The sequence below is a fragment of the Pseudomonas sp. C11 genome (assembly GCF_034683865.1).
In the GTDB taxonomy this organism is placed as follows: domain Bacteria; phylum Pseudomonadota; class Gammaproteobacteria; order Pseudomonadales; family Pseudomonadaceae; genus Aquipseudomonas.
This window is the reverse complement of sequence record NZ_JAWIIP010000001.1, coordinates 580,229-602,256: the sequence shown is the minus strand read 5'-3', so window position 1 is coordinate 602,256 and position 22,028 is coordinate 580,229. Positions and strand designations below refer to the sequence as shown.

The 22,028-nt window shown below is 64.5% G+C and carries 26 protein-coding genes; 9 read left to right on the top strand and 17 right to left on the bottom strand.

Going from position 1 to position 22,028, the window contains the following annotated elements:
- Positions 1-42: 42 nt before the first annotated feature.
- Positions 43-990: an AraC family transcriptional regulator gene (locus tag VC352_RS02730; RefSeq protein ID WP_322978036.1), complete on the bottom strand. Its 948-nt coding sequence runs from the start codon at positions 988-990 to the stop codon at positions 43-45.
- Between the two features lie 344 nt (positions 991-1,334).
- Between VC352_RS02730 and VC352_RS02725 the strand changes: the two genes are divergently transcribed.
- The 5 genes from VC352_RS02725 (at position 1,335) to VC352_RS02705 (ending at position 6,351) form a co-directional block, all read left to right on the top strand.
- Positions 1,335-1,634: an antibiotic biosynthesis monooxygenase gene (locus VC352_RS02725; RefSeq protein WP_322978035.1), complete on the top strand. Its 300-nt coding sequence runs from the start codon at positions 1,335-1,337 to the stop codon at positions 1,632-1,634.
- A gap of 89 nt (positions 1,635-1,723) precedes the next feature.
- Entirely contained in the window at positions 1,724-3,013 is a 1,290-nt protein-coding gene (locus VC352_RS02720) for an FAD-binding oxidoreductase (RefSeq protein WP_322978034.1), read from the top strand.
- 16 nt (positions 3,014-3,029) lie between these two features.
- The gene (locus tag VC352_RS02715) at positions 3,030-3,587 is read left to right on the top strand and encodes an XRE family transcriptional regulator (protein ID WP_322978033.1); all 558 of its coding nucleotides are present in this window, start codon (positions 3,030-3,032) and stop codon (positions 3,585-3,587) included.
- 26 nt (positions 3,588-3,613) lie between these two features.
- Positions 3,614-4,960, top strand: coding sequence for a glutamine synthetase family protein (locus VC352_RS02710; protein ID WP_322978032.1), 1,347 nt, complete (start codon positions 3,614-3,616; stop codon positions 4,958-4,960).
- Between the two features lie 23 nt (positions 4,961-4,983).
- The gene (locus VC352_RS02705) at positions 4,984-6,351 is read left to right on the top strand and encodes an aspartate aminotransferase family protein (RefSeq protein WP_322978031.1); all 1,368 of its coding nucleotides are present in this window, start codon (positions 4,984-4,986) and stop codon (positions 6,349-6,351) included.
- 122 nt (positions 6,352-6,473) lie between these two features.
- Here the strand turns inward: VC352_RS02705 and VC352_RS02700 are convergent, their stop codons facing one another.
- The 6 genes from VC352_RS02700 to VC352_RS02675 form a co-directional block, all read right to left on the bottom strand.
- Positions 6,474-7,490 carry an alpha/beta hydrolase gene (locus VC352_RS02700; RefSeq protein ID WP_322978030.1) on the bottom strand — a complete coding sequence of 339 codons (1,017 nt, stop codon included), beginning with the start codon at positions 7,488-7,490 and terminating at the stop codon, positions 6,474-6,476.
- Positions 7,491-7,541: 51 nt separating this feature from the next.
- The gene (locus tag VC352_RS02695; protein WP_106735689.1) at positions 7,542-7,967 is read right to left on the bottom strand and encodes an organic hydroperoxide resistance protein; all 426 of its coding nucleotides are present in this window, start codon (positions 7,965-7,967) and stop codon (positions 7,542-7,544) included.
- 316 nt (positions 7,968-8,283) lie between these two features.
- Entirely contained in the window at positions 8,284-8,736 is a 453-nt protein-coding gene (locus VC352_RS02690) for a MarR family transcriptional regulator (protein ID WP_322978029.1), read from the bottom strand.
- A gap of 95 nt (positions 8,737-8,831) precedes the next feature.
- Positions 8,832-9,149 carry an I78 family peptidase inhibitor gene (locus tag VC352_RS02685; protein ID WP_322978028.1) on the bottom strand — a complete coding sequence of 106 codons (318 nt, stop codon included), beginning with the start codon at positions 9,147-9,149 and terminating at the stop codon, positions 8,832-8,834.
- A gap of 18 nt (positions 9,150-9,167) precedes the next feature.
- Positions 9,168-9,818: a YceH family protein gene (locus tag VC352_RS02680; protein ID WP_322978027.1), complete on the bottom strand. Its 651-nt coding sequence runs from the start codon at positions 9,816-9,818 to the stop codon at positions 9,168-9,170.
- Positions 9,819-9,867: 49 nt separating this feature from the next.
- The gene (locus VC352_RS02675) at positions 9,868-10,431 is read right to left on the bottom strand and encodes a TetR/AcrR family transcriptional regulator (protein ID WP_322978026.1); all 564 of its coding nucleotides are present in this window, start codon (positions 10,429-10,431) and stop codon (positions 9,868-9,870) included.
- Between the two features lie 89 nt (positions 10,432-10,520).
- On the opposite strand from VC352_RS02675, the gene VC352_RS02670 reads away from it, so the two are divergent.
- Genes VC352_RS02670 through VC352_RS02660 form a run of 3 tightly spaced genes read left to right on the top strand, consistent with a single transcriptional unit; the run spans position 10,521 to position 12,150 of the window.
- The gene (locus VC352_RS02670) at positions 10,521-11,252 is read left to right on the top strand and encodes an SDR family oxidoreductase (RefSeq protein WP_322978025.1); all 732 of its coding nucleotides are present in this window, start codon (positions 10,521-10,523) and stop codon (positions 11,250-11,252) included.
- A gap of 44 nt (positions 11,253-11,296) precedes the next feature.
- Positions 11,297-11,890: a 2-hydroxychromene-2-carboxylate isomerase gene (locus VC352_RS02665; protein ID WP_322978024.1), complete on the top strand. Its 594-nt coding sequence runs from the start codon at positions 11,297-11,299 to the stop codon at positions 11,888-11,890.
- Positions 11,891-11,934: 44 nt separating this feature from the next.
- The gene (locus tag VC352_RS02660; RefSeq protein WP_322978144.1) at positions 11,935-12,150 is read left to right on the top strand and encodes a DUF3820 family protein; all 216 of its coding nucleotides are present in this window, start codon (positions 11,935-11,937) and stop codon (positions 12,148-12,150) included.
- Positions 12,151-12,192: 42 nt separating this feature from the next.
- On the opposite strand, the gene VC352_RS02655 is transcribed toward VC352_RS02660, so the two are convergent.
- From VC352_RS02655 to VC352_RS02645, 3 genes are all read right to left on the bottom strand, one after another.
- A complete protein-coding gene (locus VC352_RS02655; RefSeq protein WP_322978023.1) occupies positions 12,193-12,441 on the bottom strand; it encodes a hypothetical protein in 249 nt (82 codons plus the stop codon).
- A gap of 196 nt (positions 12,442-12,637) precedes the next feature.
- Positions 12,638-13,525, bottom strand: coding sequence for an SDR family NAD(P)-dependent oxidoreductase (locus tag VC352_RS02650; protein WP_322978022.1), 888 nt, complete (start codon positions 13,523-13,525; stop codon positions 12,638-12,640).
- A complete protein-coding gene (locus tag VC352_RS02645; protein WP_322978021.1) occupies positions 13,522-15,075 on the bottom strand; it encodes an NAD(P)/FAD-dependent oxidoreductase in 1,554 nt (517 codons plus the stop codon). The genes VC352_RS02650 and VC352_RS02645 overlap by 4 nt, the downstream gene beginning before the upstream one ends.
- 116 nt (positions 15,076-15,191) lie before the next feature.
- On the opposite strand from VC352_RS02645, the gene VC352_RS02640 reads away from it, so the two are divergent.
- Positions 15,192-15,896, top strand: a complete 705-nt coding sequence (locus tag VC352_RS02640) for a TetR family transcriptional regulator (RefSeq protein WP_322978020.1) — start codon at positions 15,192-15,194, stop codon at positions 15,894-15,896.
- A 9-nt stretch (positions 15,897-15,905) separates the two neighbouring features.
- On the opposite strand, the gene VC352_RS02635 is transcribed toward VC352_RS02640, so the two are convergent.
- The 7 genes from VC352_RS02635 to VC352_RS02605 form a co-directional block, all read right to left on the bottom strand.
- Positions 15,906-16,325, bottom strand: coding sequence for a GNAT family acetyltransferase (locus VC352_RS02635; RefSeq protein ID WP_322978019.1), 420 nt, complete (start codon positions 16,323-16,325; stop codon positions 15,906-15,908).
- A gap of 43 nt (positions 16,326-16,368) precedes the next feature.
- Complete coding sequence (locus tag VC352_RS02630; protein ID WP_322978018.1) at positions 16,369-17,034, bottom strand: response regulator transcription factor; 666 nt, start codon at positions 17,032-17,034, stop codon at positions 16,369-16,371.
- Between the two features lie 23 nt (positions 17,035-17,057).
- Positions 17,058-17,633, bottom strand: a complete 576-nt coding sequence (locus VC352_RS02625) for a PQQ-dependent catabolism-associated CXXCW motif protein (RefSeq protein ID WP_322978017.1) — start codon at positions 17,631-17,633, stop codon at positions 17,058-17,060.
- Positions 17,634-18,003: 370 nt separating this feature from the next.
- Complete coding sequence (locus VC352_RS02620) at positions 18,004-18,795, bottom strand: ABC transporter permease (protein ID WP_322978016.1); 792 nt, start codon at positions 18,793-18,795, stop codon at positions 18,004-18,006.
- Positions 18,792-19,643 carry an ABC transporter ATP-binding protein gene (locus VC352_RS02615; protein ID WP_322978015.1) on the bottom strand — a complete coding sequence of 284 codons (852 nt, stop codon included), beginning with the start codon at positions 19,641-19,643 and terminating at the stop codon, positions 18,792-18,794. Before VC352_RS02615 ends, VC352_RS02620 begins: the two co-directional genes overlap by 4 nt.
- Positions 19,640-20,605 (bottom strand): YVTN family beta-propeller repeat protein, encoded by a 966-nt coding sequence (locus tag VC352_RS02610; protein ID WP_322978014.1) that lies wholly within the window; start codon positions 20,603-20,605, stop codon positions 19,640-19,642. The genes VC352_RS02615 and VC352_RS02610 overlap by 4 nt, the downstream gene beginning before the upstream one ends.
- 96 nt (positions 20,606-20,701) lie before the next feature.
- Positions 20,702-21,883: an ABC transporter substrate-binding protein gene (locus tag VC352_RS02605; RefSeq protein WP_322978013.1), complete on the bottom strand. Its 1,182-nt coding sequence runs from the start codon at positions 21,881-21,883 to the stop codon at positions 20,702-20,704.
- Positions 21,884-22,028 lie beyond the last annotated feature (145 nt).

Sequence of the window (22,028 nt, the reverse complement as noted above, 5' to 3'; positions counted from 1 at the left end):
TGAACGAGGCGAAAAAGCCCGCCGCTGAGGCGCCTCCCAGGATCAGGACGCTTGCTGATTCTGCGCCGTCTGGCGCAGGCGGGCGATATCGCGCTGCGGCGGCTCGCCGAACAAACGACTGTACTCGCGGCTGAACTGCGAGGGGCTTTCGTAGCCGACGCGGTAGCTCGCCGCCGCTGCCTCGAGGTTGTCGCAGAGCATCAACCGGCGAGCCTCCTGCAGGCGCAGTTGTTTCTGGTACTGCAACGGGCTGAAGGCGGTGACGGCCTTGAAGCGATGATGCAGGGTCGATGGGCTCAGGTTGACCTCGCGAGCCAGTTCCTCGATACGCAGCGGTTTGTCGAAGTTCTTGCGTAGCCATTCGATGGCTCGGGAAATGCGTTGGCTCTGGCTATCGGCTATCACTACCTCATGCAGGCGATGGCCCTGCGGGCTGTGCAGCATGCGGTAGAAAATCTCGCGCAGTGCCAGTGGCGCCAGCATGGCGATATCGCGTGGGGTTTCCAGCAGGCGCAGCAGCCGGATCACTGCATCCAGCAGGCGCGGATCGAGGCGGTCGAGGAACAGGGCGCGCCTGGCTGCCGCGTCCGGCACGGTCAGCGGCGGCATCTCGGCCAGCAGGCTGGTGATCAGGGCCGGATCGATCTCCAGGGCCAGGCTCAGGTACGGGTGCTCAGGGCTTGCCTCGATCACCCGACCGGTGACCGGCAGCACCACGGAGGCGACCAGGTAATTCAACGGGTCGTAGACGTAGAGTTCGTCGCCGAGGCGTATCTCCTTGCTGCCCTGGGCAATGATGCACAGACAAGGGTCGTAGACCGTCTGCATCGGCAGGCTGGGCGTCGTCGCGCGCGCCAGCTTGAGGCCGGGAATGGCGGTCAGGTGCACGCCATCTTCGGGGATGAAACGTTCGACCAGGCGCGCCAGCTCATGGCTGAGTTCGGCCAGCGGGGTTTCGAGGGTCGCGGTGGGAGATTGGGGGGACTGCATGCTGAGCCTCCAGAAAGGTGGGCGAAGCCTAGCCAGGTTTTTCAGGCAAGTCATGCGTGGCGACAGGAATAGGCAAGCATTTGCCAGGAATGTGCAAAGCGCCGCTGATACAGGGTATTTCGGCCGATTTCGTCGGTCTGGCTCGGAGAGGTGGTGCGGACGTATGCAGGTAGTTTTAGGCAAGAACACGCCAGTAATCGACTAACGCCAGGCTGACGGCTCACTTAATCTCTGCAGTCATCGCGCCCTGCCTTTGTCGCTTGTTCGAAGCCCTGAGAACCAGGCGCGGATCGAGGTGCGGCGCGACTTACCGCATTCAATCGAACCCATGCCTGGAGGTTGCCATGTGCATCATTCACCGTATGACGCTACGTGCCCGCCATGATCGTACGATCCGCCTGGGCCAGTGTCTGGCGCGCCTGGAGAACATTCCGAAAAGTGACCAGGGCTGCCTGCAATTGAAGGTCATGCAGCACTCCGACGATGTCGCTGTGTGGCATGTGGAGGGGCATTGGCGCTCGGTTGCGGCGCGTAATGCGTTTCTGGCCGGCGATGTGCTGAGCGCTGTGCTGGCCGAAGCCATCGGCGCCGATCTGATCGCCCATCTGCAATGTACGCCCGAGGCGTTGCAGCAGGTCGCCTGAGGCGGGGGATTGCAGTCTCAGCTTGCCTTGGTGAATTTATCTCTATAGATTTTCATGAAATTAAATTTAGATAATTTCATGAGTCACTCATGTTCCGTCAGGCCGATCAGCACGTCGACAGCTACTACGCCGCCACCTGTGCCGCGCAGTTGAAAGCCTATCCGTCGTTGCGGGGCGAGCAGCGCTGCGATGTCGTGGTGATTGGCGGTGGTTTCAGCGGCCTGCACACGGCGCTGCGCCTGGCCGAAGCCGGCAAGCGGGTGATCCTGCTGGAAGCCAGCCGGGTGGCCTGGGCGGCGTCCGGTCGCAATGGCGGGCAGGCGATTCTCGGCTGGTCGTGCGATATGCCACCGCTGGAGAAGGCTCTCGGTCTCGAACGTGCCCGCCGTCTGTGGGATGGCATGAGCTGGGCGGCCCGCGAGTTGCGCGAACTGCCCCAGCGGCATGGTTTCGACTGCGATTATCGCCGTGGTCATCTGTGGACGGCCGTGCTGCCGCGTCGCGTGGCGCTGCTGCATGAGTGGCAGGAAGAGGCCGCCTACAAATGGGGGCATCGTGCGCTGCAGTTCGTCTCCCGTGAGCAGATGCCACAGTGGGTCGCCAGTGAGCGTTATCAGGCTGGTCTTTATGACCCCGAGGCCGGCCACCTCAACCCGCTCAAGCTGGCACTCGGCCTGGCCGAGGCCTTCGTTCGCGCCGGTGGGCAGATCTTCGAGCAGAGCCGCGCACTGAGTCAGAACAAGCAGGGCGAAGGCTACCGCGTGCGTACCGAGCAGGGCAGCGTGCAAGCCGATCAACTGGTGTTGGCCTGTAACAACTATATCGACGCTCTGGAGCCACGTTTGGCCCGGCGCATCCTGCCGGTTGGCACTTACCAGATCGCCACCGCGCCGCTGGGTGCCGAGCGCGCCGAGGCGTTGCTGCCGCGCAATGCCTGCGTCACCGACAATCAGTTCGTCCTCGATTACTTCCGCCGCACGCCGGATCACCGCCTGCTGTTCGGCGGTGGCTGCACCTACCTGGGCGGCCTGCCAAAGGACATGGCGGCTGCCACGCGACCGTTCCTCGAGCGCGTATTCCCACAGTTGTCAGGCGTAGCCATCGACTTCGCCTGGGGCGGGCATATCGACATTACCCGTGCGCGCACGCCGGATATCGGTGGCGAGAACGGCCGCTATTGGCTGCAGGGCTTTTCCGGCCATGGCGTGCTGCCCACGCTCGCGGCGGCGCGGGCTGTCAGCGACGCGATCCTCGGCAATGACGATGAGCTGGCCCTGTACCAGCAACTGCGCAACCCCGCATTTCCATTTGGCGAGCGCCTGGCGGCGCCGCTCGAGGCCATTGGCAAGGCCTGGTACCGATTAAGAGACAGCTTCTGAAATGGACAGCCCTGAGATGGACAAGAATCTGGAAATGGCGGCCCTGGCCGTGCTTATCCACGACCTGCGCAAGCACAAGAAGGTCACCCTCAACGATCTGGCCGAGCGCATTGGCCGCTCGGTGGGCTTCCTCTCGCAGGTCGAGCGTGGCCTATCGCGCCCAACGGTGGAGGATCTGACTGCCATCGCCGAGGCGCTCGATGTGCCCACTACCTATTTCTACAGCCTGCCCAAGCCCAAGGCGCTGGACTGGGTCACCCGGCCGGACGAACGCCGCACCCTGTACCTGGCCGGGGGCATCACCGACATCATGGCCTCGCCGACGCTGCAGGGCGCCTTCATGGTGGTCGACAGCCTGCTCGAGCCGGGCGCCAGTAGTGGTGAGCGGCAGATGAGCGACCGTTCCGAGCAGGCCGGCTACGTGCTCGAAGGCCAACTGACGCTGTGGCTGGGCGAGGACGAACAGAGCGCCACACTTTACCCCGGCGACGTTTTCCAGGTGCCGAGTTATGCGCGCCTGCGTTATGCCAACCAAGGCGACACCCCCGCGCGGGTGTTGTGGATCTACACCTGACCTCCCGTGAATCGGAAATAACCACAATGAACGCCACCCGAGTCGAGCTGCTCGACGAAGTCCGCCAATTCCGCCAGGCCCACCCCGAGGTACGCTTCGTCGACCTGATCTGTCTGGACATTCCCGGACACTTCTACGGCAAGCGCTACCCCATCGAGATGCTGGAGAAGGTCGCCGCCGGCAGCGCCCTGAAGTTGCCGCAGAACTGCGTGCTGCTTGGCGCCCAGGGCGGCCTCTACGAGATTGGCGACTACTGCTTCCATGACGGCGACCCGGACGCGCCACGGCGCTTGATTCCCGGCACGCTCAAGCTGGTGAACTGGGAGCGCCAGCCACTGGGGCAGATGCTGATCAGCTCCGATGGCACCGAGGCGCCCATCGAGTTCGAGCCGCGCGAGGTGCTGGCGCGCGTGGTGCAACGCCTGGCCGCCCGTGGCATCCGCCCGGTGGTGGCCTTCGAGCTGGAGTTCTACCTGTTCGACAAGGCGCTCAAGGACGGTTTGCCACAGTACCCGCGCGACGACCTGAGCGGCGATGCCGACGATCAGCCGAACATGCATATCGAGCGGCTCTCGCGCTTTGCCGAGGTGCTCGACGACATCAGCGAGACCGCGCGCCTGCAGGGCATCGACACCACGGTGATCACCGCCGAGATTGGCCCGGGGCAGTTCGAGATCAACTTCAGCCATAACGCCGACCCGCTGCAGGCGGCCGACTGGTCGGCGCTGTTCTGCCGGGTGACCCGTGGCGTGGCGCTCAAGCATGGTCATCGCGCCAGCTTCATGGCCAAGCCCTACCTGCAGTATCCGGGCAGCGGCATGCACATCCACGTCAGCCTGTACGACGAGGCGGGCGACAACCTGCTGGCGCGTGACGAGCAGCGCCCATTGCGGCATGCCGTGGCCGGCTGTCTGAGCCTGTTGCCGGAACTGATGCCGATCTACGCGCCGAACCACAACAGCTACCGCCGCTTTGGCGCCCAGGTGAACTCGGCGAGCAAGGCCAGTTGGGGCTTCGAGGATCGCGACGCCTGCGTGCGCATTCCCGAGTCGGACGTGCGTAACCTGCGCCTGGAGTTTCGCCTGCCTGGTGCCGATGCCAACCCTTATCTGGTGCTGGCCGCTCTCTTGACCAGCATCGAGCAGGGCTTGGACGCCAAGGTCGAGCCCATTGCACCGCTCAATGATGACCGCGCAAGCGGCGTCTATTTCCCCAAGGACATGCTCGACGCTGTGCGTCGCATGCAAGCCAGCGAACGCGTCGCTGCCGGCCTCGGCAGTGAGTTCGTCATGGTTTATTGCGAGAACAAGCGCCAGGATCACCTGGCTTTCATGCACGACATCAGCCCGCGTGAATACCGCTGGTACCTGTGATGTCTCGGATCGAAGGAGGCGACATGAACAATTCGAAAACCGCATACTGGCAAGCCCTGAGCCAGGCTCACCATCTGGCCCCATTCAGTGATTACAAACAACTGGCCGAGCAAGGCCCACGCATCATCACCGAAGCCAAGGGCGTGCATCTGTGGGACAGCGAGGGCAACAAGATCCTCGATGGCATGGCCGGTCTGTGGTGCGTGGCCGTTGGCTATGGCCGCGAGGAACTGGTCGCGGCGGCTGCCGCGCAGATGCGCCAACTGCCGTTCTACAACACCTTCTTCCAGACCGCGCATCCGCCGGTGCTGGAACTGGCCCACGCCATCTCCAAGTTGGCACCGGCTGGCATGAACCATGTGTTCTTCGCCGGCTCAGGCTCGGAAGGCAACGACACCATGCTGCGTCTGGTGCGTCACTACTGGGCCTGCCAGGGCAAGGCGAGCAAGAAGATCATCATCGGTCGCGACAACGGCTATCACGGCTCCACCGTAGCCGGTGCCAGCCTCGGCGGCATGAAATTCATGCATGAGCAGGGCGACCTGCCGATTCCTGGCATCGCGCATATCCCGCAACCGTATTGGTTCGGCGAGGGCGGCGACATGACCCCGGAAGCCTTCGGCATCTGGGCCGCCGACCAGTTGGAGAAGAAGATTCTCGAACTGGGCGAGGAGAACGTCGCGGCCTTCATCGCCGAGCCGATCCAGGGGGCAGGGGGCGTGATCGTTCCACCGGAAACCTACTGGCCGCGCATCAAGGAAATCCTCGCCAAGTACGACATTCTTTTCGTCGCCGACGAAGTGATCTGCGGTTTCGGCCGTACCGGCGAGTGGTTCGGCAGCCAGTACTACGGCCTCAAGCCTGATCTGATGACCATCGCCAAGGGCCTGACCTCGGGTTACGTGCCGATGGGCGGGCTGATCGTCAGCGACAAGGTGTTCGAGGTGATCGAGGCGCACGGCGACTTCAACCACGGCTTCACCTACTCCGGGCACCCGGTGGCGGCAGCGGTGGGTTTGGAGAACCTGCGCATTCTCAAGGAAGAAGGCATCGTCGAGCGGGTGAAGGCAGAAACCTCGCCCTACCTGCAAAAGCGCCTGCGTGAGCTGGCCGACCACCCGCTGGTGGGCGAAGTGCGCGGCGTCGGCATGCTCGGCGCCATCGAACTGGTGCAGGACAAGGCCACGCGCAAGCGCTTCTCGGGGGATGTGGGCGTGGGCATGGTCTGTCGTGGCCACTGTTTCAACAACGGTCTGATCATGCGCGCCGTGGGCGACACCATGATCATTGCGCCGCCACTGGTGATAAGCCAGGTGGAAGTGGATGAGCTGGTCGAGAAAGCGCGCAAGTGCCTGGATCTGACCTGGGAGCAGGTGCGTAGCTTGGCGTAATCTCGCGGTATTGTGGGAGGGGCTTTAGCCGCGACCGGAACAACCCAGAGCTAAAAGCCACCCCACAAAAAAAGGAAACCCCGCAACCGTCAACGGTGGCGGGGTTTTGTTTTTTCAGCCGCTTACTTGAGGCTGTTTTTCAACGTCTGCGCAGCCTGATCCAGGGCAGTGCGTACCGCCGGGACTTCAGCCACGACATTGAGCAGGCCGTAGTCGTGGATCATGCCGTTGTAGCGCACGGCGGTCACCGGCACGCCAGCGGCATTCAGACGGCGGGCGTAGGCTTCGCCCTCGTCGCGCAGCACGTCCATCTCGGCGGTCTGCACCAGGGCCGGTGGCAGGCCTTTGAGTTGTTCCAGGCTGGCGCGCAATGGCGAGGCATAGATCTCGTTACGCTGTTTCGGGTCGGTGGTGTAGTTGTCCCAGAACCATTCCATCATGCCGCGCGTCAGGAAATGGCCTTCGGCGAACTGGTTGTACGACGCATTGTTGAAGTTGGCATCGGTCACTGGCCACAGCAGCACCTGGGCGCGCAGTTTCGGCGTACCGGCTTCCTTGGCCTTGATTGCCACCACGGCTGCCATATTGCCGCCAACACTGTTGCCGGCCACTGCCAGGCGCGAACCGTCGACACCGATCTGGCTGCCGTTGTCGGCCACCCATTGGGTCGCGGCATAGGCCTGGTTGATCGCGGTCGGGTACTTGGCCTCAGGCGACGGCGTGTAGTCGACGTAGATCGCCGCCGCGCCAGAGCCCACCACCAAGTCGCGGATCAGGCGTGCGTGGGTCGGATAGTCGCCCAGCACCCAGCCACCGCCGTGGAAGAACATGAAGCCCGGCAGAAGGCCGCGCGCACCTTCGGGTCGTACCACCTTGAGGGTGAGCGACTGGCCATTCACCTGGATCACCTTGGTGTCGACCACGATACCTGACACATCCACCTTGACCCCGGCCTGAGCGCCGACCAGTACGGCGCGGGCGTCTTTCGGCGAAAGGCTTTCCAGCGGCTGCCCGCCGCCAGCGGCCAGGGCATCGAGGAAGCCCTGAGTGGTTCGTTCCACGCCGGGGCTGCCGGCGGCAAAACTGCTGTTGATGGCCAGGGCGAGCAAGCCAGCGGTGAGGGTGCGCGAGATGTTCATGTTCCTGCTCCTTTTAGTGGGAGGGCGCCGGGAAGCCAGGCGCCGGATCGGTCAGACGATGGTCAGGGTGACGTCGATGTTGCCGCGGGTGGCGTTGGAGTACGGGCAGACGATGTGCGCGCGATCCACCAGGGTTTGCGCGGCGTCGCGATCCAGGCCCGGCAGGCTGATGCGCAGTTCCACTTCGATGCCGAAGCCGGTGGGGATGGCGCCGATGCCCACGGTGCCTTCGATGAAGGTGTCCGCCGGGATGCTCAGTTTGTCGCGAGCGGCGACGAACTTCAGGGCACCCAGGAAGCAGGCAGAGTAGCCGGCAGCGAACAGTTGTTCCGGGTTGGTGCCGTTGCCGCCAGCGCCGCCGAGTTCTTTCGGCGTGGTGAGGGCGATGTCCAGAATGCCGTCGGAAGAAACGGCGCGGCCTTCACGGCCACCAAAGGCTTCAGCGGTGGCGCGGTAGAGAACGTTTTCGATAGTCATGGCGATATTCCTCGTTAGGTCAGTGAATGATGGATTGGCTCGCTAATCATTTGTGCGCTAACCGTTTCCATGGGGTGAACTTTAGTGCGCATATGTTTTGCGCGCAATATAAATGTATAAAGTATTTGGTTATATGGGCAGTGTTCGATGGAATAAGCAGCTACGGCGAGGGCTAGAGCCGTATTGGGGTGGCCATCTTGCGCTCACGCGCAAGCCGTCTGGTAGGGTATGGAAGACGCAGGAGGGGCAGGTTGGTAGGGCAGGTCAGGCGGGGAGAATGAGAGGCGGACGGGGCGATGGCTCGCATCGCCCGCGATCAGAGCGCGTCCTGCAGGTGCTGGCGCAGGTCGACCAGGTCGTCACGCAACTTGCCCAGGGTCGGCAAGTCGAGGCCCGAGGCCTTGAGAATGCAGGCCGGCAATGCCTTGGCCTGTTCGTGCAGGGCACGGCCCTTGTCGGTGAGGTGGAGCTGCACCACGCGCTCATCCTGGCTGCTGCGTTGGCGCTGCAGCAGGCCCTCGCTCTCCAGACGCTTGAGCAGCGGGGTGAGCGAGCCCGGGTCGGTCAGCATGCGGGCGCTGATTTCGCTGACGGTGATGCCTTCGTTTTCCCACAGCACCAGCATGGCCAGGTACTGCGGGTAGGTGAGACCCAGTGCCTGCAGCAGCGGCTTGTAGGTCTTGGTCATCATCAGCGAGGTGGAATAGAGGGCGAAGCACAGCTGGTTGTCCAGCAGCAGCTCGGCGCAGGGTTCCACGGGAGTGGTCATGGCAGCGGCCTGTTAGGTGGCGGGAGGTTCAAGTTAGCGCGCTAATGATAACTGCGCCAGAGGTTGGTGCGGGCAAGCCCGCACCAGGGCGAGGCTTAGCCGCAGGTCACGCGCGTGATGATGCGCTGCTCATCCACATTGAGGTTCAGGCGCTGGCGGTTGTATTCCAGGGTCACCACGCTGGTCGGGGTGAGGATGCGTGCGCTACTGGCACCAGCCTGCTGGCGGGCTTGCTCCAGCAACTCCGGCGTGGCGGTCTGGCCCTTGAGGTGTTCGACCACGGAGGAGGTGCAGCTATCGGGCGTCGGGCCGCTCGGGGCCGCGGCGGCGGCCGGTTTGTCCGCCGTGCTGCTGCAGCCGGCAGCGATCAGGGTGGCGCCGAGGATGAGGCAGAAACGAGTCTTGAAATTCAATGCATGAGCTCCTTTGGGTTACTGCGCGCCTTCCAGGCGCGCCAGACGTTCTTCGAGTGCGGCGATGCGCGCTTCCAGTTCGACCAGACGATCATCGTTAGGTGCCGAAGCCTCGCTGCGGCTCTGAGGGCGGTTGGCGAGCAGGCTTTCCAGATCGGCAGGCTCGCCCAGCAGATGCATGTAGCGATCCTCGCGCTGGCCACTCTGGCGCGGCAGCAGCACTGCCAGGCCACGGCCAATCAGACGCTCCAGTTGGTGCTGGACGTCGTCTACGTCATCGAAATCGTGCATGCGGTTGCTGCGGGTGAGCAGTTCGTTCAGCGTCTGCGGCCCGCGCAACAGCAGCAGGCCTAGCAGCACGGTTTGCGGTTTGACCAGTTCCAGTTGCTTGTCGCAACGCTGTTCCCAGCGGTCGGCGCGGCTGCCCATCACCAGGTGCACCAGCTTGCGGCCTTCCAGGCTGCGCAGGTAGCGGCCGACTTCGCCGGTTTCCAGGCTCATCAGCGGCTCGCGGCTGGTCTTCTGGTTACAGGCCAGTTGCAGCGCGTTGAGGGTCAGCGGGTAGCTTTCCGGGGTGGTGAGCTGCTTTTCGATCAGGCAGCCGAGGATGCGGACTTCGATGGCATGCAGCGGGGTTTCACCAACCAGCGGGGAGGGGGTGTGGGGCATGACTCGATCCTGGGCAGAAAAGACCTGCCTAGCCTAACGGCATCCGCGCTCAGCCGACAGACTGCAATGTGTGTTCGAGCATGTCACGGCTGGCATCCAGCACCTGCTGGCGAGACTCCGTGCTGGCCATCATGCGCGCCAGCATCAGGCTGCCCAGGCACTGGGCGAGGAGGCTCCAGGCCAGTTGGCCATCGCCGAGAATTTCGGCCCAGGCCTGCTGCAGGCGCAGGATGTGCTGCTCGGTCAGCTGTCGCACGGGCTCGTCCGCGCGGGCGATTTCTGCGCCCAGCGTTGGCAGCACGCAGCCTTTGTCCGGTTGCTCGACGTGCGCCAGGCTGAGGTAGGCATGCAGGCAGCGTTGCAGCGTGTCGCGCCCGTCGCCTGGCGAGCCAGCGAGGCGTTCCAGGCTGTTGCCCAGTTCACGTTCGATCAGCTCGGCGAACAGCGCGTCCTTGCTGGGGAAGTGACTGTAGAAGGCGGCGCCGCTCAGGCCGATGGTCTTCATCAGGGCATCCACGCCGGTCACGGCGAAGCCCTGCTGCTTGGCCAGTGCGCTGCTGCCGGTGAGCAGGCGCTCGCGGGTTGCTGCTTTGTGTTCGGCGCAATAGCGCATGATCGACTCCTTGCCGTGCTGGCTTGACCGATGGTCAAGCGAGGCATAACGTTCGTTCAGCTAACGGTCGTTAGTCAATAGGAGAGGCCATGAACGAGAACAAGAAAATCGCCCTGATCATCGGTGCCGGCGATGCCACGGGCGGCGCCATTGCTCGCCGTTTCGCCCGCGAGGGCTATGTCGCCTGCGTGACCCGGCGCAGCCTGGACAAGCTGCAGCCGCTGCTGGAGACGATCCGCAGCGAAGGCGGCGAGGCCCATGGCTTCGCCTCGGATGCGCGGCGCGAGGAGCAGGTTGCCGACCTGGTCGAAGGCATCGAGCGCGACATCGGGCCGATCGAGGTCATGGTGTTCAACATCGGCGCCAACGTGCCGTGCAGCATCCTCGAGGAAACCGCGCGCAAATACTTCAAGGTCTGGGAGATGGCCTGCTTCGCGGGTTTTCTCACCAGCCAGGCCGTGGCCAGGCGCATGGTCGCCCGTGGGCGCGGCACCATCCTCTTCACCGGCGCGACTGCAGGCCTGCGCGGAGCAGCGGGTTTCGCCGCGTTCGCGGGCGCCAAGCATGGCATCCGCGCGTTGGCGCAGAGCATGGCCCGTGAGCTGGGACCGTTGAACGTGCATGTCGCCCATGTCGTCGTCGACGGCGCCATCGACACGGCCTTCATCCGTGATAATTTCCCCGAGCGTTATGCACTGAAGGATCAGGATGGCATCCTTGATCCGCAGCACATCGCCGACAGCTACTGGTACCTGCACAGTCAGCCACGCGATGCCTGGACTTTCGAGCTGGATTTGCGCCCCTGGATGGAGCGCTGGTGAGCATGGATCGGATCGATCAGCACCGCGACAACCGGGAGACAGTGATGAGCAAGATCGTGGAATTCTTCTTCGACCTGGGCAGCCCTGCGTCCTACCTGGCGCATACCCAGCTCCCCATCCTCTGCCACGCCACGGGCGCCGAGCTGGTGTACCGGCCGATGCTGCTGGGCGGCGTGTTCCAGGCCACCGGCAACGCGTCGCCGGCGATGATCCCCGCCAAGGGGCGCTACATGATGCGCGACCTGGCCCGCTTCGCCGAACGCTATGGCGTGCCGATGCGCTTCAATCCGCATTTCCCCATCAATACCCTGACGCTGATGCGCCTGCTGGTCGCCGTGCAACTGCATCAGCCCGCGCGCTTCGAAGCCGCATTGCAGGCGCTGTTTCAGGCCTTGTGGGTGGAGGGAGCCAATCTCGCCGATCCTCTCAAGGTGGCCGAGGTACTGGCCGGCGCGGGCTTCGACGTCGCCGCGTTGCAGGCACAGATCGCCGAGCCGGCAGTCAAGGACGCACTCAAGGCCACCACCGAAGAAGCGGTGAAGCGTGGCGTGTTCGGCGCGCCGACCTGCTTCGTCGGTGGCGAGATGTTCTTCGGCCAGGATCGGCTCGACTTCGTTCGCGAAGCCCTTTGCCGCTGAGGCCTGGCACAATGGCAGGCGTTTTCCTGCCAGCCGAGCCCATGATGAACCCCGAAGCGCTGAAACTCCTGGTGACCCGCCGTATGCCCTACGGCAAGTACAAGGATCGGTTGATCGCCGACCTGCCAGGCCACTACCTCAACTGGTTCGCCCGCGAAGGCTTTCCCAAGGGCGAGCTGGGGCAGTTGCTGGCTTTGATGCAGGAGATCGATCACAACGGCCTCAAGCCGCTGCTCGACCCCCTGCGCAAGCGTTCGTAGCCCGGCTTGCATCCGGGCCACGAGCGGTGCGACCCCGCACCGTCAATGCCAGTGACGGCCGTGATCCAGCTTCTGATCCACCAGCCATTTGCCGTGGGCAATGGACGCCCGCTGGGCCTTGTCCAGGTCGGTCATGAAGGCGTAGTCCATCGGCAAGGTGAGGCGTTTGCTGGTCTTGCCGTCAGGATCGGTGATCTGGCAGCCGCCCGCCCAGGGAGTGGGCAGGCCGGGGTGTTCCATCACCGTGGCGCGGATGGTGTGGTCGCGGTGGGTGCAGGTGAGCGCGCTCATGAGCGTGGCCTCCTCGGTCGAGGCGCCGCCCTCGGTGTCGACGCCACACCTAGGTTCCAGCCGGGAGCCGGGAGCGGCGCCGCGTGGATGAGTGGTGCGTCTGCCTTTCACCTTAGCGCAGACACCGAGCTGCCGAGCGTGAGCCGACAAACGCGCAGGGCCGGCATGAGCCGGCCCTGCGTCGCCCCCTCGGCGCTTACTCGGTCGCTTCGCGAACCTTGTCCACGCGTCGTGGCTTGGGCGCGAAGCGTGCCGCCATGGCCATGCTGAAGGTGACCAGGCGCTGGTACGCCGCTGGCAGGCTGCGTTGCATCCAGTCCAGGGCATGGGCGTCGCCGCCGATCAGGATGCGCCGCTTGTTGGCCAGCACGCCATTGACGATGACCTTGGCGGCCTGCTCCGGCGTGGTGCGCAGTAACTGGTCGTTGAACTGCTGACGCGCCTGTTCCACGTCCTGCCCGGTAACCTTGGCCAGGCTGTCGTTCATCCGCGCGGTCTTGGCGATGTTGGTGCGGATGCCGCCCGGGTGCACGCAACTGGCGGAGACGCCGCAACGCGCCATGTCCAGCTCCTGGCGCAGCGACTCGGTGAAGCCGCGCACGGCGAACTTGCTGGCGTTGTAGCCGCTCATGCCGGGTTGGGCGAACAGGCCGAAGACGCTGGAGACGTTGATCACATGGCCCTCGCCGCTGGCCTTGAGGTGCGGCAGGAAGGCCTTGGTGCCGTTGACCACGCCCCAGAAATTGATGCCCATGATCCACTCGTAGTCGGCGTAGTCGTTGCCTTCTACCGTACCGCCCTGAGCCACGCCGGCATTGTTGAAGATGGCGTTGACCCGCCCGAACTCGTTCACCACTTGTTCCGCCCAGGCTTGCACCGCAGCGCGGTCGGCGACATCGACCGGCGTTGCGCTGACGGTGACGCCGAGCCGGCGTGCCTGTTCGGCGGTTTCTCCGAGCCCTTCGACGTTCACGTCCGAGAGCGCCAGGTGGCAACCCTGGCGGGCCAGGTGATAGGCGAGAGCGCGGCCGATACCGGACCCGGCGCCAGTGATGGCAGCTACTTTGCCTTCGAAGGATTTCATGCGGTGGCCTCCTGGGCGTCGTGAATCAGGGCATCGCTTTGCGCCGGATGCACGGCATTGCGGCGGCTGAAGTGATAGGCCTCGGGATCGAAGTGGCGGGTGAGCATGCGAAAGCGCCAGGTAAAGCCCGGCCATACCGTGCAGTTGCGGCCGCTGACCGGGTGCAGGTACCAACTCATGCAGCCGCCGGCATTCCACACGGTATTGCGGGCTGCTCCCTGAATCTTGCGGTTGAACGCTTCCTGCACCTCGCGCTTGGGCTCAAGACTCTGCAGCCGACCTTCTTCGAGCTGGCTCAGGGCACCGAGCACGTAGGTGATCTGCGATTCGATCATGTACACCATCGAGTTGTGGCCCAGACCCGTGTTCGGTCCCATGAGGAAGAACAGGTTGGGGAAACCGGCAGTCATGGTGCCCTTGTAGGCTTCCGGGCCCTCGGGCCAGGTGTCGAGCAGGTCGACACCGCCGCGGCCGAATACCGTGCCGCGTGGCAGCGGATCGCTGGGGGTGAAGCCGGTGCCGAAGATGATGGCGTCCACCTCGCGCATCTGGCCATCGGCCGTGCGTACGCCGTTCGGCAGGATCTCGGCGACGCCATCGGTGATCACCTCGACATTGGTCTGGGTCAGCGCCGGGTAATAGTCGTTGGAGATCAGCACGCGCTTGCAACCCATGGTGTAGTCCGGGGTCACCTTGGCGCGCAGCGTCGGATCCTTGATCTGCTTCTTGATGTACAGCCTGGCGATGCCCTGGGCCATGCGCAGCAGGCGCGGGGCGAAGGCGAAGGCGATCACCCGGCTTTCGAGGATGCCGTAAAGGGCGCCACGCCAGAGCTTCTGCGCCAGCGGGAAGCGCTTGAAGCGGCTGCGCTCGCCATCGCGAATGGCGCGATCCGGCTTGGGCATGATCCACGGCGCGGTGCGCTGGTAGAGGTCGAGGCGGGCGACCTGCTTCTGAATCTGCGGCACGAACTGGATGGCCGAGGCGCCGGTGCCGATAACCGCCACGCGCTTGCCGGTCAGGTCGTAGTCATGGTTCCACTGCTGCGAATGGAAGACCTCGCCGGTGAAGCTCTCCAGCCCTTTGAGCTTGGGAATCGACGGCGTCGACAGCGCGCCCATGCCCGATACCACGAACTGCGCGCTGTAGCGGTTACCGGCGCGATCCTGCAGCTGCCACAGCTCGGTTTGCTCGTCCCAGCGGATCTGCACCACCTCGGTACCCAGCAGGGTCTTGTCCTGCAGGCGATACTTCTCCCAGCAGCCTTCCAGGTAACCCTTGATTTCCGGCTGCTTGGCGAACATGCACGTCCAGTTCGGGTTCGGCTCGAAGGAGAAGGAATACAGGTGCGATTGCACGTCGCAGCCGCAGCCCGGGTAATTGTTCACGCGCCAGGTACCGCCGACACCTGCTTCCTTCTCGAACAGCAGGAAGTCCTGTTCGCCCTGCTGCTTGAGGCGGATGGCCATGCCGAGGCCGGAAAAACCACTGCCGAGAATGGCGATCTTGCAATGGCGCGGTGCCGGTGGAGGGGACACGGACGCGTTCATGGGGTGACTCCTGCTTGTCGTTCTTATGGGTGTCTACATCTGTCTACCAAGGTAGACATGTGTATACTCCCTGGCAATCCAGCCAACCGACAAGCCAACCTAAGGTAGGGGCCGCGATGCACGACGAGGGCAAAACGATCCGCGAGCGAGCCAGCGAGGCGCCAGGCAAGCGGCTGCTGCTGGAGGCCGCGTTACGTCTCACCTCAACCCAGCGCAGCCTGAGCAGTCTGGGCCTGCGTGAGCTGGCGCGCGAGGCCGGGCTGAACCCCAACACCTTCTACCGGCACTTTCGTGATGTCGATGACCTGGGGCTGACGCTGATCGGCGAAATTTCCACGCTGCTGCGCCAGCCGTTGCGTGATCTGCGCCGCGAGGCTGCACAGCGCGCGGTCAAGGACGAAGGGCCGATGCTGCAGCGATTGCTGGGGATCGATCTGGGCCGAGGGCGGCGGGTCTGCCATGAGACGGTGACGTTGTTCTTCGACTTCGTGGCCGAGCACCCCGAAGCCTTCATCATCGGCGTGCGTGAGCTGCATGGCGCCTCGCCGTTGCTGCGCGAGGCGCTGCGCCAGGTGATGGACGATTTCGCCAGCGACATGGCCGAAGACATCATCGAATTCAAGCTGCTGCCAGCGATGGTGGGCGAGGGCACGGTGCGCCAGGTGTCGGGCCTGATCAGCCGCAACCTGTTCGAGCTGTCGCTGGACTACATCGGCCAGCCGCAGCAGCGTGAAGCCATTCGTATGCTGGCAGAGGAGCAGGTGCTGATGCTGTTCACCGGCGCCAGCGTGCTGCAGAGCCTGGGCCAGTTGCGCATCTGAAGCGGCGCATCACTCGTCACTGATCAGGCGCTTGCCCAGGCTGACCGAGGCATCGATCTGATAGCCGAGGCGTTCGTAGAAAGCCAGGGCCTCGTGGTTGGTGTTGCGCACCAGCAGGCTCAGCTTGGGGCAGCCGAGGGCGAGCATCTTCTCCTCGATATGCTGCATCAGTTGCCGCGCCAGGCCCTGCCTGCGCCGTTCGGGGCACACCGCCAGGTAGTTGATCCAGCCGCGATGCCCCTCGTAGCCCGCCATGGCCGAGGCGACCAGGGTGCCGTCGATTTCCCCGAGCAGGAACAACTCGGGCTGCACCGCGAGCTTGCGCTGGATGTCCTTGAACGGATCGTTCCACGGGCGGATCAGGTCGCAGCGCCGCCAGAGATCGATAACGGCGGCTTCGTCGGCCGGTTGGAAGGGGCGGATCAGCATTGGAGCGACTCCAGAGAATGAAATCGCCGTTTTAGCACGCCGCTCAGCGCCGCAGGTAGGCGGCGAAGTCGATGTCGCCGGCCGAGAGGATCGCCTGCACCCGGTTGTGCACGCCGAGCTTGCGCAAAATGGCTGAAACGTGGGCTTTGACCGTGGTTTCGGCGATATCCAGGCTGTAGGCGATCTGCTTGTTCGACTCGCCCTTGGTCATGCGTTCGAGCACCAGCAGTTGCTTGCGCGTCAGCGCCTGCAGCAGCTCCGGGGCGATGCTCGGGTTGTCGTGGTGCTGGCGCGAGCTGCCGCTCTTCTGCGTACGGATGATATCCGGCGGCAGGTAGACGTTGCCATCGAGGATCTGGCCTATGGCATCGGTCATCTGCGCCCGTGGCGAGGATTTGGTGATGAAACCCACCGCGCCGTAGGTGATGGCCTGCAGCACCACCTGCTTGTCCTGCTCGGCAGATACGATCACCACCGGGATGGTCGGCGCCTCGTTGCGCAGGTTGATCAGGCCACCCAGCCCATGCATGCCGGGCATGTTCAGGTCGAGCAGGATCAGATCCAGGTCGTCATGGCTCTGGGTCAGCTCCAGGGCGCTGTCCAGGTCGGCGGTTTCCATGATCTCGCTGCCGGGGAAACCGTCGGCGATGACGTTATGAATGGCTTCACGAAACAGCGGATGGTCGTCGGCAATCAGAATCTTGTACATGGCCTTGCACCTCGTTGTTGTGATTATGGGGTGGCGGTGGGCGTGAGGAAAGCAGCAGGCAGTTCCGCAGGTTGGGCGGGCACCAGCGGCAGGCCGGCCTGTTCCCAGGCATCGACGCCGTCACGGTACCAGTAGAGCTGGCGGTAGCCCATGGCATGAGCGCGGCGCGCGGCGTTCCAGCTCAGCCAGCAGTCGGAGCGGCAATAGAAGACGAAGGGCTGGCGCACGTCGCCATGGCTCTGCTGGTGCAGATAGTAGGTGAAATAGCGTTGCCACTGTCGGGCCAGATTGCCGTCGCCGACATTGGCCAGCCACAGGCTGCCTGGCAGGTTGGCATGAGGCGCGTCCTCGACGAAGCGATCCTGCACGAACGGGCGCCGGTAGACGTCGATCAGCCGTGTGTCGGGGCGTTCGCTGAGCAGCTTCTGCAGCGCGGGGGTATCGAGGATCTGCACGCCGTCCAGGCTGGTCGGCGTGGGACTGCGGTATTGGCTGTTGCGATAGCCGTCGGCATCGAACAGGGCTTCGGCACGCACGACGCAGACCAACAGCAAGGAGGCGAGCATCAGGCCTGCTTGCACGGGCAGACGGTACTTCATGGCAAGGTCTCTACTTATTGTTGTGCCGGTATTACAGGCCATGGTCGCAGGCTTGGGAATTCTACGATGGAGAGGAAAACCAGTACCAAAGTAGTAGAGCGGTCAGTGGGTAGGGCGGGTGTGAGCGTCACAGAGCGGTAGGGCGTACTCGCAAAGCAGTGCGCCATTCAAATCCCAAAAGACAGCACGGGATCTCCCGGTGCGCAGGCCGCTCGGAAGTAGTACGCCGATTGAGTTTCGTTGTGCAGCCAGGCTTGGCATGGCCTGGCGGACTGTTCGCTGGCGCTCCTGAGTCCGCCCTACGGGACGTGTTTGGTCTGCGTGTCGCGTAGGGCGTACTCGCGAAGCAGTACGCCGCCGCACCTGTTGCCTAGCCCACCTTGCGCAGCGCCGCGTGCTGCGGGTTGAAGGTGGCCACGGCGAGCAGGGTGAGCAGCAGCGTCAGGCCGCTGCACACCGCCAACGCCTCGACCTGCAGGCGCAGGTACAGCGCGTTACGCACCAGCTCCACGGCATGGGTGAAGGGGTTGAACGCGCACAGCCAGTACAGCCACTCGCTGGACTCGCGCATCTTCCATAGCGGATACAGCGCAGACGACAGGAAGAACATCGGGAAGATGACGAAGTTCATCACCCCGGCGAAGTTCTCCAGTTGCCGGATGCCGTTGGACAGCAGCAGCCCCAGCGCACTGAGCAGTAGTGCCACCAGCAGCAGCGCCGGCAGTGCGGCGAGCAGGCCCCAGGCCGGCGGTTGCACGCCGTACATCCAGGCGATGACGAGAAAGGCATAGACCTGCAGCAGCGAGATCAGCGCTGTGGCCAGCAGCTTGGCCACCAGCAAAAAGGCGCGCGGCAGCGGGCTGGTGAGTAGCACACGCATGCTGCCCATCTCGCGGTCGTAGACCATCGACAGCGAGCCCTGCATGCCGTTGAACAGCAGGATCATGCAGGCCAGGCCCGGCACGATATAGGTGTCGTAGGTGATGTAGGTGTCGTACGGCTCGATGATGGCGATGCCCAGCGCGGCGCGGAAGCCGGCGGCGAACACCAGTAGCCACAGCAGCGGGCGCACCAGCGAGCTGAGAAAGCGCGAGCGCTGTAGCACGAAGCGCAGCCATTCGCGCAGGACGATGCCGCGCAGGCATTCCCAGTAGGCGGTCATGGGTGTGGCTCCTTTGAGGAGTTTGCGGGGGGCGTGGGAGGGGCTTTAGCCGCGAGCTCTTCGATATTATGGATCTCGCGGCTGAAGCCCCTCCCACCACTGGGCCGCAGCGCCTCGCGCACATGGCCACGGCCCAGCGCCTCGTCACCGGTGAGGCGGGCGAAGCTGATGGCCAGGTCGTCGCCGAACTGGCTGGCCTTGCCCCAGACCACGCGCTCGCCACGGTGCAGGATCAGCAGGTCATCGCTGGATTCGATCTCGTCCAGCAGGTGGGTCGTCCACAGCACGCACAAACCCTGCTCGCGGCACAGGTTGCGTACGTGGCGACCGAGCGCCAGGCGGCTGGCCGGGTCGAGCCCAGCGCTGGCTTCGTCGAGCAGCAGCAGGCGCGGTTGATGGAGCAGGGCGCGGGCAATCTCCACGCGGCGGCGGTGGCCGCCGTTGAGCGTGCGCACCTTGTCGTGACGACGCTCGGCGAGATCTTGGCGCAGCAATTCCTCGTCGATACGCGCCTGCGCCTCGCGGCGCGGCATGCCGTGCAGTGCGGCGTGGTAGGCGAGGTTCTGCTGCACCGAGAGGTCGAGATCCAGCGTGCTCTGCTGGAACACCACGCCGAGCTGGCGCAGCGCCTGGCGCGGCTCATTGCGCAGGCTGTGGCCGAAGATGCGGATATCGCCCTGCTGCAGGTCGTACAGGCGGGTGAGCAGGGCGATCAGGGTCGACTTGCCGGCGCCGTTGGGGCCGAGCAGGGCGCCGAAACGCCCCGGCGCCAGTTCGAAAGCCAGATCATTCAAGGCCTGGCGGGCACCATAGGCGAAACCGACACCGCTCACCTCCAAGGCATTCATGGCGTCACCGCCACGCCCCAGGGGTAGCGACCGACCTTGATCGACTTGGTCACCTTGAGGCTGTCGACGTCGATCACCGACACGTCGCCGCTGACGCCATTGGTGGTCAGCAGGCGTTTTTGATCCGGGGTGAAGGCCAGGTGCCAGACGCGCCGGCCCACCAGCAGGTAGTCGAGAATCTCGTAGGTCTTGGCATCCACCACGGCCACATGGTTGGCCGGGCCAAGCGCGACGAAGGCGTACTTGCCGTCGTCGGTCAGCTTGACCCCCACCGGCTGCACCTTGTCCGGGTGCACGCCCTTGATGGCGAACTTGAGCACCTTGAGCACCTGGCGCGAGTCCACGTCGACCACCGTCACCGTGCCGCCGATCTCGGCCGAGGCCCACAGGCGCTTGCCGTCCTTGTCGAACTCGACATGGCGCGGACGCTGGTCGACCAGGGTGTTGTCCACCAGTTGCTGAGTGCTGGTGTCGATCCAGTGCAGCATGTTGGTGGTTTCGCTGGTGTTGACCGCCCATTTGCCGTCCGGGCTCACCGCCATGCCTTCGGGCTCCACGCCCACGTCGATCTGCGCCAGCACCTCGTCGCTCTGCGTGTCGACCACCGTGACCAGCGCATCGTCCTCGTTGGAGATGTACAGCCAGCGGTCGTTGGGGTGCAGGGCGAACTGCTCGGGATCGGCGCCGGATGGCAGCTCCTTGATGATCTTGCGCGTGGCCAGATCCATCACCTGCACGCGATCCGAGTCGCTGGCGCAGATGTACAAAAGCTTGTTGTCGGAGGACAGCAGCAGCCCACGCGGGCGCATGCCAACGTCGAGGGTGGCGGTAACTTCGAGGCTGTCGAGGTCGATGACGCTGATGCTGTCATCCTTCTCGTTGGACACGTAGGCCGTGGCGGCAAGGGCCGAGTGGCAGGCCAGGCCGAAGGCGACGGCGCAGGCGAGTCGGGTCAGGCGCATGGGGTTGATCCTCTTGTTGTAGTTGTTGGCAGAGCCTTGCTTCTGTGGGAGGGGCTTCAGCCGCGACTGTCGCCGCTGAAGCACCTCCCACAGATGCTATCCATGAGGCGTCCCCGCCAGATCGCAACTCACCTCAGGCCGGTCGTAACCAAGGCTGTCCATTTCGTTGCTGGGGTGGAGGAAGCCATCCTGCGGTGAAGTACTGACCAGTGCGCGCGGGTGCACCAGCTCGATGGGCTGGCGCAGCTCGCCGTTCCATGGGCGAAAGCTCAGCTTGCGGCCCTTGAAGCCATCCAGCGGCAGGTCGGCGGACAGCGCCAGCGTGCGAATGGCTTGCGGCTCGGCGTTGCGCAGCTTGGTCACGGCGGCGGCGATGCTGCGCACGGCCATCCAGGCGGCGAAGTCGCGGTCGTTCATCCAGCGTCCGGCCAACTCCTCGAAGCGTTTCTGCAGCTGCGCGGCGCCGAAGGTTTCCACCGTCTTGTGCCAGGCGGTCGGGGTCAGGCCCTGGGTGCCGGCCACCGGGCGCGGCAGCCAGGTGTTGTAGGGCAGGTATTCGCCGAAGTCGCCGCGCTCGTCGGCCACCAGCACCACGTCGTACTCGCTGGCCTGGGTGAACAGCGGCATCTCCGCCTGGGCGCTGCGCCGTTGGTCGTTGTCGAAGCTCCAGGGCTTCTCGGCGACGATCTTGTGGCCGAAGCGTTTCGCCGCGCGCTTGAGCGCGTCGGCGTAGGCGTTGTCATCTTCTGTGGTGCCGGTCACCAGCAGCCAGCGCGTCCATTTGCGCACGGCGAGAAACTGCGCCAGGGCGTCGGCCAGCATGGCGCGGCTGGGCAGGGTGTGCAGCACGTTGCCCAGGCACTGCTCGCGGCGCAGGCCGTCGTCGGCGCTGCCGGCATTGAACAGCAGGCTGTCCGGCAGGCGCTCGCTGAGCTGGCGCAGGGTGGCGGCCGGGGCGTTGACCACGAACAGGCGAATGCCCGCCTGGTGCTGGCGTTCGGCAGCGGCGAGCAGCTCGTCAGCCTGGTCACTCTCGGCGCTCTGCAGCTCGAACTGCTGCTTGAGGAAGCGCCCGGTGCTGTTGCTGTCGATGATCGCCAGTTCGGCGCCACGGCGGCCGGCATCGGTGGGTTCGGGGATGACGTTGGACAGCAGCGGCCCGCGCGGCGGCTGATGTGCCAGGTAGCCGATGCGCACCTGCAACTCGTCCGCGCTGGCGCTCAGGGTCAGGCCGAGGCTGGCGACGAGGCAGAGCAGAACTTGGCTGAGCGGGCGCATGGGGCGGCTCCATCGGAGGATGCCGCCAGCATAGGAAGCGCAACAGGCACGGGAAATATGCCCAAGGTAGCGCCCGCCACGTACGAAGGTCGTAGTCCGTCACGCCAATTGGCGCCGCCAACCTGCCCAAAGTACCAGCCCGGCA